At 71.3% G+C, this 10,373-nt stretch carries 10 protein-coding genes; 3 read left to right on the forward strand and 7 right to left on the reverse strand.

From position 1 onward, the window contains the following. Nucleotides 1-53 precede the first annotated feature (53 nt). Nucleotides 54-968, reverse strand: coding sequence for an SDR family NAD(P)-dependent oxidoreductase (locus tag AOQ53_RS17810; RefSeq protein WP_059418444.1), 915 nt, complete (start codon nt 966-968; stop codon nt 54-56). A gap of 106 nt (nt 969-1,074) precedes the next feature. Here AOQ53_RS17810 and AOQ53_RS17815 point away from each other — a divergent pair, with 106 nt between their 5' ends. Continuing rightward, the gene (locus AOQ53_RS17815) at nt 1,075-2,001 is read left to right on the forward strand and encodes a cyclase family protein (protein WP_059418446.1); all 927 of its coding nucleotides are present in this window, start codon (nt 1,075-1,077) and stop codon (nt 1,999-2,001) included. 534 nt (nt 2,002-2,535) lie between these two features. Here AOQ53_RS17815 and AOQ53_RS17820 read toward each other — a convergent pair. From AOQ53_RS17820 to AOQ53_RS17835, 4 genes are all read right to left on the reverse strand, one after another. Next, nucleotides 2,536-3,015 (reverse strand): ATP-binding protein, encoded by a 480-nt coding sequence (locus AOQ53_RS17820; protein ID WP_059418448.1) that lies wholly within the window; start codon nt 3,013-3,015, stop codon nt 2,536-2,538. 443 nt (nt 3,016-3,458) lie between these two features. Continuing rightward, nucleotides 3,459-4,340, reverse strand: coding sequence for an acyl-CoA dehydrogenase family protein (locus AOQ53_RS17825; RefSeq protein WP_059418450.1), 882 nt, complete (start codon nt 4,338-4,340; stop codon nt 3,459-3,461). 2 nt (nt 4,341-4,342) lie between these two features. After that, nucleotides 4,343-5,476, reverse strand: a complete 1,134-nt coding sequence (locus AOQ53_RS17830) for an acyl-CoA dehydrogenase family protein (RefSeq protein WP_059418451.1) — start codon at nt 5,474-5,476, stop codon at nt 4,343-4,345. Continuing rightward, a complete protein-coding gene (locus tag AOQ53_RS17835) occupies nt 5,476-6,672 on the reverse strand; it encodes an amidohydrolase family protein (protein ID WP_059418453.1) in 1,197 nt (398 codons plus the stop codon). Before AOQ53_RS17835 ends, AOQ53_RS17830 begins: the two co-directional genes overlap by 1 nt. 90 nt (nt 6,673-6,762) lie before the next feature. On the opposite strand from AOQ53_RS17835, the gene AOQ53_RS17840 reads away from it, so the two are divergent. After that, on the forward strand, nt 6,763-8,277 hold the full coding sequence (locus AOQ53_RS17840; RefSeq protein WP_059418455.1) for a class I adenylate-forming enzyme family protein: 1,515 nt from the start codon (nt 6,763-6,765) through the stop codon (nt 8,275-8,277). Between the two features lie 38 nt (nt 8,278-8,315). Here the strand turns inward: AOQ53_RS17840 and AOQ53_RS17845 are convergent, their stop codons facing one another. Together AOQ53_RS17845 and AOQ53_RS17850 are read right to left on the reverse strand one after the other, a co-directional pair. Continuing rightward, nucleotides 8,316-8,828, reverse strand: coding sequence for an EF-hand domain-containing protein (locus AOQ53_RS17845; protein ID WP_059418457.1), 513 nt, complete (start codon nt 8,826-8,828; stop codon nt 8,316-8,318). A 168-nt stretch (nt 8,829-8,996) separates the two neighbouring features. Beyond that, complete coding sequence (locus AOQ53_RS17850) at nt 8,997-9,377, reverse strand: STAS domain-containing protein (RefSeq protein WP_059418459.1); 381 nt, start codon at nt 9,375-9,377, stop codon at nt 8,997-8,999. A gap of 363 nt (nt 9,378-9,740) precedes the next feature. Here AOQ53_RS17850 and AOQ53_RS17855 point away from each other — a divergent pair, with 363 nt between their 5' ends. Continuing rightward, nucleotides 9,741-10,322 (forward strand): sigma-70 family RNA polymerase sigma factor, encoded by a 582-nt coding sequence (locus AOQ53_RS17855; RefSeq protein WP_059418461.1) that lies wholly within the window; start codon nt 9,741-9,743, stop codon nt 10,320-10,322. The last annotated feature ends 51 nt before the right edge of the window (nt 10,323-10,373 follow it).

A 10,373-nucleotide genomic window follows, 5' to 3' on the forward strand; every position in this document is an offset into this window, starting at 1 on the left:
TGCGCGACCAGCCACGTCACACCCGCAGCCGCCACACCACACGCACCTCCGAGCTACTGGGCGTTCGGCCGCTCCCCCTCCCGCGCCGCCGTCTCCATCTCCCGCACCCGCTGCAGCATCGGCATCGGATCCACCCCCACCGACCCGGGCAGAAACTCCGCGATCCTCTCCACGGTCCAACCGCCGGAGGCATACGCCGCACGCAACTCCCTCGGCTGCGCCCACACCGCGATCTTCGCCCCGGCGACCGTGTACACCTGCCCGGTGATCCCCTGCTCCCGAGCCCCGTCGGACAGCAGATACACCACCAGCGCGGCGACATCCTCCGGCTCCCCGATCTCCGCCAGTTCCATCGGGACGCCCGCGGACATCCGCGTACGCGCCACCGGCGCCACCGCGTTCGCGGTCACCCCGTACTTGTGCAGCCCCAGCGCGGCGCTCCGCACGAGCGAGATGATCCCGCCCTTGGCCGCGCTGTAGTTGGCCTGTGACACCGACCCCTGATGGTTGCCGCTGGTGAAGCCGATCAGCGTGCCGGCGCGCTGCTTGCGCATCACCGCCGAGGCGGCCCGGAACACCGTGAACGTGCCCTTCAGGTGCGTCGCGACGACCGGGTCCCACTCCTCCTCGGTCATGTTGAACAGCATCCGTTCCCGGAGGATCCCGGCCACGCAGACCACCCCGTCGAGCCGCCCGTACGACGACAGCGCCACGTCGACGACCCGCTGTCCGCCCGCCATGGTGGAGATGTCGTCGGCGACGGCGACCGCGTCCCCGCCCGCCGCCTCGATCTCCTTGACCACGGCCTCGGCGACCTCACTGGTCGGCGAGGCGCCGTCGACCGCCACGCCGTAGTCGTTGACGACGACCTTCGCTCCCTCGGCCGCCGACGCGAGCGCGACCGCCCGGCCTATGCCCCGCCCGGCGCCGGTGACGGCGACGACCTTGCCTGCCAAGAAGTTCCCCACGCCCGGCCCCTTCCCGTCCCACGGTTTCTGACGGACCGTTAGATATCGCAGACCCCCAGATTCTACGACCCGTCAGATACGGGAACACAAGCCCCGGGGAGGACTCATGTCGCTGCCGGACGCGTTCCACGACATCGCCAAGCGCGTGAACAACTGGGGCCGTTGGGGAGCCGCCGACGAGCTCGGCACGCTGAACCTGATCACCGACGAGGTCGTCCGGGAGGCCGCGGCGACGGTCCGCACCGGTCGCCGGATCCCGCTCGCGCTGCCCCTGCGGCGCGACGGCGTCCAGACGGGGATGATCCCGGGGCGGATCGACCCGCTGCACGTCATGGTGCAGATCAACCAGGAGCTCTTCGGCCCGGGCACCGTCGCGTGCAGCGACGACGTCGTGACCATGGGGCTCCAGGCCGCCACCCACTGGGACGCGCTGCCGCACGTCTCGCACTCGGGCAGGCTCTACAACGGCCGCCCGGCGAACTCCATCACCCCGCACGGCGGCGCGGAGTTCAGCGGCATCGGCAAGGTCCGGCACCTCGTCTCACGCGGGGTGCTGCTCGACGTCGCCCGGGCCCGGGGCACGGACCGGCTCGACGGCGGGTACGCCGTCACGCCCGAGGACCTGGACGCGGCCGAGGAGCTGGCCGGTACGCGCGTGCGGGCCGGCGACGTCGTGCTCGTGCGGACCGGGCAGGTCCAGCTCTGTCTGGCCGGGGACCGGCACGGGTACGCGTATCCGTCGCCGGGACTGTCGATCCGGACGCCGGAGTGGTTCCACGCGCGCGATGTGGCGGCGGTCGCCAATGACACCCTCAGCTTCGAGGTGTTCCCGCCCGAGGTGGAGGACCTGTGGCTGCCCGTGCACGCCCTCCACCTCGTGGAGATGGGGATGCCGCAGGGCCAGAACTGGAACTTCGAAAAGTTGTCCACAGCCTGTGGAGAAACGGGCCGCTACGCGTTCCTGCTGGCGGCGACACCCGAGCCGTTCACGGGAGCGACCGGCTCTCCGGTGGCCCCGGTCGCCGTTCTCTAGGCCGGCACACCAGGCCGGCACGTCAGGCCGGCACACCAGGCCGCCCATCAAACCGCCAGCCACGCCACCGCCCCGCAGCCTCAAATTTCGACGGCCGCCACCCCGCCGCTGAAGCTGGATGGCGGCGCCGCGCTGCTCGCCCCGAGCACGGCAGCGCGCGCCGCCACCCGACTCCGGCGCTCCCGCCCCGGCTCCCGTGACCCTGACAGGGAGCCGACGCCGAATCACGACTCACACTCGCCGAGGGCCGCCGTCGTCGCAGCCCTCGCCGTCCCCTCACGGCGAATCGCTGCTCACAAGCGTGAGCAAACGGTCACGAGGCGTCAACACCCATTCGGAGATTTGTTGCTTATGCGGCTTTCGCCTCAGGCGCGCACGGAAGCACATCCCGGCGCATCGCCGCATGCCATGACAAGAACGGCGGAGCTGCCGTGCGACCGTGCCCCGGCTCCGCCGCAACACCGCGCGGCATGTGCCGCGCCGTACACCGCACCTCTCGACCACGCGCCCGGGGCTCCCCGAAGCGCCCTGGCCCTACACAGCCTCGTATGCCAGCCCCTCGAAGGCCGCTTCGCCGCCGCACGCCACCGCGCCGCCCCCGCACGCCGCCGTGACCTCGGAGGACTTCGAACACCGGTCCAGTTCGCACCAGATGCGCTTGCCGGTGCTCTCGACGCTCCAGCCCCAGCGGTCGGCGAGGCCGTCGACGAGGGCGAGGCCCCGGCCGCCGGTCGCGTCGTCCTCAGCACACCGGGGCACGGGGGCCCGGCCGCTGCGGTCGGCGACCTCGAGACGGACGGTGGCCTCCGCCGTCACCGCGTGCGGCAGGGACAGCCGCAGCACGGCGGGCCGGCCGGTGTGCACCACGGCGTTGGTGACCAGCTCGGAGACGAGCAGGACCAGGGTCTCGGCGAGCGGCTCGTCGGCCTGTATGCCCGACCCGGCCAGGCGGGAGCGGGCCCAGCGCCGGGCCCGCCCCACCTCTGCGGGGTCGGGCCGGATCTCCAGCTGCACTTGAAGCACCTGCACCGCTCACACCATCCGAACCGGCGGACACTTAGGCTCGCGCCTCACGAAGGCCACGATCGTAGCCATTTTCTGCATGGCCAGAACAACGGCCGGGACGAGGATCACGGAACGTGAATCCCTTGTGGGACAGCATGGTTGACGTACAGTCACCCCAACAAGCGCTTCGGGCATATTCCAGCGCGAAGGAGTACCCGTGCGGCATACTGTGCGACGCTCGCTGCGGGGAGTCGAACAGGCGGCGCCACTGGGGCGCGCTGCGCTCTGAGCCACTCGCATCTCACACAAGGTACCCGAGCGGGCAGTCGACTCCGGGCCGTAACGAGTCACACCGAGGACACGAGCCGATATCAACGCTCCGTGATCACGGTGTGCCACGATCCGCGACATCCTCGCGGGCACATTCGGTGACACCGCAGCCAGACGGCCTGTCAGGCCGCTCCAGCCGTCAGAGCTGCCGCGAGAGTCTCTTCACTCTGCGTAAATCCGCCCGCACGTTGCGTTCGAACCCATGCGCGTTTCAGATGCAGATGAACCTCGGACTCCCAGGTGAAGCCCATGCCGCCGTGCACCTGGAGGCAGTCGCGGGCACCGCGCACGGCGGCCTCGTCGGCGAGCAGGCGGGCGGCGGCGATGTCGACCGGGTCGGCGGTGACGGCGGCCGCGTACACCGCCGCGCGGGCCGTTTCCGACCGGACCAGCATCCCGGCGCACAGATGTGCCACCGCCTGGAAGGCCCCGATGGGCCGGCCGAACTGCTCGCGAGCCCGGGCGTGTTGCACCGCGAGTTCGCAGACGCGGGCGGCCGTGCCGAGCTGCTCGGCGGCCGTGAGGAGGACGGCGGCGGGATCCGGGTCCGCTGCCGCTCCGCCGGGCAGGCGGTGCAGCGGCGTCAACGGGTCGAGGGAGCGCACCGGCACGGCTCCGGTGGTGTCGCCGCGTACGACGTCGGCCTCCGCCGGCCACTCCACGAGCCCGCCGTCCACCGCCGAGACGACCGTCTCCCCGGTGGCGGCTCCCGGCACCACACCGGCCGCGAGATGGGTGGCGATCAACGGCCCGGGCAGCAGCGCCCGCCCCGCCTCCTCGAACACCAACACCGCCTCCGGCAGCCCGAGTCCCACCCCGCCCTCCGCCTCCGGCAACCGCAACGCGAAGAACCCGGCCTCTCCGAGCGCCCGCCACAACGCCCGGTCGAGCCGCCCAGGGCTCTCCACAGCCCCCCGCAGCGCCTCCCCGCAAAAGCGCCGCGCCAGCAGCTGCCGCGTCCCCTCCCGCAACGCTCGCTGGTCGTCCGTCAACCGGAAGCGCACGGTCACCGTCCCTTCGGCAGGCCGAGGATCCGCTCGGCGATGATGCTGTGCTGGATCTGCGAGGTGCCGGCCGCGATGGTGTACGACAGGGAGGAGAGGCGGTCCAGCGTCCAGGGGCGGTCCAGGTCGAGGCAGTCGGCACCCAGTACCTCGGCGGCGGCGTCGTAGAGCTCCTGGCGGGCGTGTGAGTACCGCAGCTTGAAGACCGAGCCTCCGGCGCCCGGCACTCCGCCCGACGCCTGAGCCGCGCTCACGTTCCACTGGGTCAGCCGCCACAGCGCCCGGAACTCGGCGTTGAGCCTGCCCAGCCGGCGCCGGAGCGCCGGGTCGTCCCAGCGGCCGTTCTCGCGGGCCTCGACAGCCAGTTCGCCGAGGACACGGCGGCAGGCGACGACCTCCCCGGCGAAGGCCGTGCCGCGCTCGAAGGACAGCGTCACCATGGTCACGCGCCAGCCGTCGTTCTCGTCCCCGACCCGGTTCCCCGCCGGCACCCGCACCTCGTCGAGGAAGACCTCGGCGAACTCGGCCGGCCCGGCGAGCGTGCGCAGCGGCCGTACGGTGATGCCGGGCGCGTCCATGGGCATGCCCAGCCAGGTGATGCCCCGGTGCCTGGGCGCCTCCGGGTCGGTACGGACCAACAGTTCGCACCAGTCGGCGACTTCCGCGTGGGAGGTCCAGATCTTGGAGCCGGTCACCACGTAGTCGTCGCCGTCGCGCCACGCGCGCGTGCGCAGGGCCGCGAGGTCGGAGCCGGCGTCCGGTTCGCTGAAGCCCTGGCACCAGACCTCCTCGCCGCGCAGGATCGGCGGCAGCCAGCGCGCCCGTTGTCCGTCCGTGCCCTCGGCGGCGATCGTGGGGCCGGCGTGCAGCAACCCGACGAAGTTGGCCCCGACGTAGGGCGCGCCCGCCTTCTCCGTCTCCTCCAGGAAGATCAGCCGGGTGGCCGGGGAGGCGTCCCAGTGGACGTCGGCGTATCCGGCGTCGTAGAGCCTGCGCTGCCAGCCGAGGTCGTAGGAGCGCCGCCCGGCCCAGTCGTCGGGGGACGGCTTGGGCGGGAGGCCGGGGAGCGTCTTCGCGAGCCACTCCCGCAGCCGGACCCGGAACTCCTCCTCCTCGGGCGTGTCCGACAGGTCCATCAGCGGTCGAGGTCCAGGTCCAGCATCCGGATGGCGTTGCCGCGCATCAGCTTGTAGACCGTCTCGTCGTCGAGGCCCTGCACATGGTCGAGGGCGACCTCCTTGGTGTGCGGGAAGGTCGAGTCGACGTGCGGGTAGTCCGTCTCGAAGGTGGCGTTGTCGCGGCCGACCACATCCAGGGACGCCACCCCGTGTTTGTCGCGGAAGAAGCAGCAGAAGATCTGCCGGTAGTAATACGTGGACGGCGGCTCGGGGACCGTGTCGCGGACGCCGCCCCAGGCGCGGTGCTCCTCCCAGACGTCGTCGGCGCGCTCCAGGGCGTAGGGCACCCAGCCCATCTGCCCCTCGCTGTAGGCGAGTTTGAGGCGCGGGAACTTCACCAGCACCCCGCTGAAGAGGAAGTCCATCATCGACGCCATCGCGTTGTTGAAGCTGAGCGAGGCCTGGACGGCGGGCGGGGCGTCCGGGGAGGCGGCCGGCATCTGGGACGAGGACCCGATGTGCATGTTGACGACCGTCCCGGTCTCCTGGCAGACCGCGAAGAACGGGTCCCAGTAGCCGGAGTGGATGGACGGCAGCCCGAGGTGGGTGGGGATCTCGGAGAAGGTCACCGCCTTCACCCCGCGCGCGGCGTTGCGCCGGATCTCGGCGACCGCCAGCCCGACGTCCCACAGCGGGATCAGGCACAGCGGGATGAGCCGCCCGCCGCTGTCCCCGCACCACTCCTGAACCATCCAGTCGTTGTAGGCGCGCACGCAGGCCAGGGCGACCTCCTTGTCGTGCGCCTCGGCGAAGGTCTGGCCGCAGAACCGCGGGAAGCTCGGGAAGCACAGGCTGGCCTCGACATGGTTGAGGTCCATGTCCTTCAGCCGTTCCTTCGGGTCCCAGCAGCCGGGCCGCATCTCCTGGCGGGTGATGCCCTCCAGGGTCATCTCGTCCCGGTCGAAGCCGACGGCGGCGATGTTGCGCTTGTACGGGAACTTCAGGTCCTCGTAGATCCACCAGTCGGTGGGCTGGCCGTCCGGCTCCATGGTGATCCGGTACTTGCCGCCGACGTAGGCGAGTTCACCGATCCCGGCGGTCAGCGGCTTGGGGCCGCGGTCACGGTACTTGGCCGGCAGCCACGTCTCGAAGAGGTGGGCCGGCTCGATCACGTGGTCGTCGACGCTGATGATGCGGGGCAGTTCGGTCGCCATGGGTCCCCTCCGCCGGACGGTACTTATCTGATGCAGCGTCAGATAGCATCCCATCTGACGATCCGTCAGCCAAGGAGGCAGGGGGCAGACGTGAACGACATTCCGCACGCCCTGAGTTCGTCCCGCACGCTGTGGGAGCTGGTCACCCGGCGCGCCGCCCTCACCCCCGACCGCCCGCTCTTCCTCCAGGACGAGCGACCCGGGGGGCGCACGCTCACCTTCGGCGCCCTGCACGCGCGCGCCGAGCGGGTCGCGGCCGGCCTGTACGGGATGGGTGTACGCCCCGGCACGGTGGTCGCCTGGCAGCTGCCCACCCGCATCGAGACGGCCCTGCTCTCCTTCGCGCTGGCCCGCCTCGGCGCCGTGCAGACGCCGGTGATCCCCTTCTACCGGGACCGCGAGGTCGGCTTCGCGCTGCGGGAGTCGAAGGCGGAGTTCTTCGCCGTGCCGGGCGAGTGGCGCGGCTTCGACCACACGGAGATGGCCCGGCGGCTGGGCGCGAAGGGCGTCTTCGAGGCGTGCGAAGACCTGCCCGACGGCGATCCGTCCGTCCTGCCGCCCCCGCCCTCCGACGGCACCGCGGTCCGCTGGATCTACTGGACGTCCGGCACGACCTCCGTCCCCAAGGGCGTGCTGCACACGGACCGTTCCCTGCTCGCGGGCGGCTCCTGCCTCGCCCACACCCTGCGGCCCACGGCGGACGACGTGGGGTCGATCGCCTTCCCCTACGCCCACATAGGCGGGCCCGACTACACGGTGATGCTGCTGCTGTACGGCTTCCCGGCGGTGCTGTTCGAGCAGTTCGCGCTGCCGGACGCGCTGGAGGGCTACCGGCGGCACGGGGTGACGGTGGCGGGCGGCTCGACGGCGTTCTACTCCATGTTCCTGGCGGAGCAGCGGAAGCAGCCGGGCGTTCCGGTCGTCCCCTCACTGCGGCTGCTGGCGGGGGGCGGGGCGCCCAGGCCGCCGGAGCTGTACCACGCCGTCGTGCGTGAGATGGGCGTGCAGCTCACCCACGGCTACGGCATGACCGAGGTGCCGATGATCACCATGGGGGCGCCGGACGACACCCCCGAGCTGCTGGCCACGACCGAAGGGAGGCCGCCGGAGGGAATGGAGATACGGATCGTGGACGGGGAGGTGCGGTTGCGCGGGGAGGCCGTGTGCCGGGGATATCTGGATCCGGGGCAGACGGCCGAGGCCTTCGACGAGGAAGGGTTCCTGCGCACGGGCGACTTGGGCCACCTGACGGACACCGGGCACCTGGTCCTCACCGGCCGGCAGAAGGACGTGATCATCCGCAAGGGCGAGAACATCTCGGCCCAGGAGATCGAGGACCTGCTGCACCGGCATCCGGCGGTCGGGGACGTGGCGGTGGTCGGGCTGCCGGACGCGGCGCGCGGGGAACTGGTGTGCGCGGTGGTGGAACAGCGCCCGGGAGCCGAGACCCTGACGCTCGCGGACGCGACCGCCTTCCTGCGCGCCGAGGGACTGTCCGTGCACAAGCTGCCGGAGCGGCTTGAGGTGGTGGACGCCCTTCCGCGGGGCGAGACCCTGCGGAAGGTGCTGAAGTACAAGCTACGCGAGCGCTATTCGGGTACGTGACCCTCTTCGCGCACGTGACCCTATTCGGGCACGTGACCCTACTCGGGCACGGTGAAGTAGCGGGCGAAGGCGGACACGACCTCGGCCTCGCCGACCTTGCCGTCACCGTCCGCGTCGAGCGTGGCGGCGGCCGTGCCGGCGACGTCCTCTGGGACGCCGAGGCACTTCAGGACGCGGGCGGCCTCCTCTACCGTCGCCGCGCCGTCACCGTCGGTGTCGGCGACGTCCAGGGATGCGTGCAGGAAGGGACGGGCGATCTCGGCGAAGCGGTCGGGGTTGTCGCGCAGGCGCTTGACCGCGCCGCCCACGAACTCCTCGCGCGTGATGCGCTGGTCGCCGTCGCGGTCCGCTATCCCGGCCATGCCCTGCCAGAAGCCCTCGGCGCCGCTGTACAGCGCCTGCCCCTTGTCGGACCGGGCCGCTACGGCGAACTCCGTGAGCAGCGCCTTGGCCGCGCCGTAGAAGTCCTCGCGGTCGATGTAGCCGTTGCCGTCCTGGTCGAAGGTGGCGAACCGGGCGGCGATCCTGCGCTCGTACTCGCTGCTGACCATGTCTCTTTCGGGCCGCCTTACGTCAGGTGGGGTGCGTCTCGCTCGGAGCGTACGACGGAGGGGGCCGCTCGGGCGCGGGAAAACGTCACTTGTGCCAAGACCGGGGGAATTCCGGGACAACAGCGTGTCGGAACGGCAACACTCGCCCTACCGTGCGTCACCGGCCCCTCACGCGGACAGGGATTCGCCCTCGTCAGCCAGGGCCGCGTCCACATCGCCGTACACGTCGAACAGCCTGCGGACGCCCAGCGCGCCGAGGACCCGGTTGACATGCGACCCGTCGGCCGCGCCCCGGGCGGGCAGCACCAGTCGCAGCCGGCCCTGGCAGGAGCGGATCAGACGGCGGGCGGCGATGAGGACGCCGACGCCGCTGGAATCGCAGAAGAACACCTCGGACAGGTCGAGGACGAGGCAGTGGTGCCCCTCGGCCACCGCGTCGTGCACACGCTGACGCAGCACCGGCGACGTCACCAGATCCAGCTCGCCCGACACCTGGAGCACGGCCCATTCGCCCTGCTCGCCGCCGGTCACTTTGAAGGTCACCACCACGCCCTTCGATCGCCAAAAACGGAAGCAGTCCCTACGCTTCCTTGCAGCGCGGCTGCCCAGCGGCCGTTCCCTGAAACACAACCCGAAAAACGGATCCCTCACAGAAGAGGCTTGTTTTAGTCGACTTCGATCCTGTTCGATCCACTTCAGTCAAGTCTGATCGGAGGGCGGATGGGTAGGCGCGGCCTGACGGCACCCGGCACGAGCGCCGGTGGTCCCCCTACCACCTGCGGCCGGTCAGGGGGCGCACATTGCCACAAAGGGGCGTGCGCCACCGGGCGTGCCGACTACATTCGGGGAGACGGCGGACACAGGCTGGACAGGGCACGGGCGCGGCACATGAGCAGGGGGTGAGGGAGCCGCATGGCGAAAAAGGACGTACCGCCTCGCTGGGACCGCAAGATGCAGCAGCGGCTCGCCCGAGGGGAGGCCGCCGCCCTCGGTGAGCTCTACGACCGGTTCGCCTCCCTCGTGCACGGCCTCGCCCACCGCGTCCTCGGCGACGAACGCGCCGCCGACGGCATCACGCGCGAGGTCTTCGTCCACGTCTGGGAGCATCCGGACGCGTACGACCCCAGACAAGGTCCTCTGCGCACCTGGGTCGCCACGTTGACCCACCGCCTGGCCGTCCAGCGCCTGCGCGCCACCGAGACCGCCGCACTCGCCCGCGAAGGCTCGGGCACCCTGGAGGAGCTGGAGAACAGGGTGCGCCGGGCCTCGGTCGCCGCCCGCGCCGACTACATCGTCCAGTCCATGCCGGTCCCGCTGCGCTCGGCCCTGGAGCGGGCCTACTTCCAGCGCCGCGACTACCGCCAGACCGCCACCGACCTCGGCATCACCGAGGACGAGGCCCGCCGCCGTCTCCGCCTGGGCCTGCAACTCCTGTCCACCGCCCACGACTCCGAGGCACCCGGCGCACCGCCCGGATACAGGGGTGCGGTGTGAACGGGCCGGACCGGTTCGAGGCGTACGACGGCGCGGGCGGTGACGGGCACG

Source organism: Streptomyces azureus (genome assembly GCF_001270025.1).
Taxonomy (GTDB): Bacteria; Actinomycetota; Actinomycetes; order Streptomycetales; family Streptomycetaceae; genus Streptomyces; species Streptomyces azureus.

What these genes read in the sequence shown, in the direction of transcription:
- AOQ53_RS17845 (WP_059418457.1), bottom strand. Translation starts at nt 8,828, where the DNA reads ATGGTCAGCAGCGAGTACGAGCGCAGGATCGCCGCCCGGTTCGCCACC.
- AOQ53_RS17830 (WP_059418451.1), bottom strand. Translation starts at nt 5,476, where the DNA reads ATGGACCTGTCGGACACGCCCGAGGAGGAGGAGTTCCGGGTCCGGCTG.
- AOQ53_RS17815 (WP_059418446.1), top strand. Translation starts at nt 1,075, where the DNA reads ATGTCGCTGCCGGACGCGTTCCACGACATCGCCAAGCGCGTGAACAAC.
- AOQ53_RS17835 (WP_059418453.1), bottom strand. Translation starts at nt 6,672, where the DNA reads ATGGCGACCGAACTGCCCCGCATCATCAGCGTCGACGACCACGTGATC.
- AOQ53_RS17855 (WP_059418461.1), top strand. Translation starts at nt 9,741, where the DNA reads ATGGCGAAAAAGGACGTACCGCCTCGCTGGGACCGCAAGATGCAGCAG.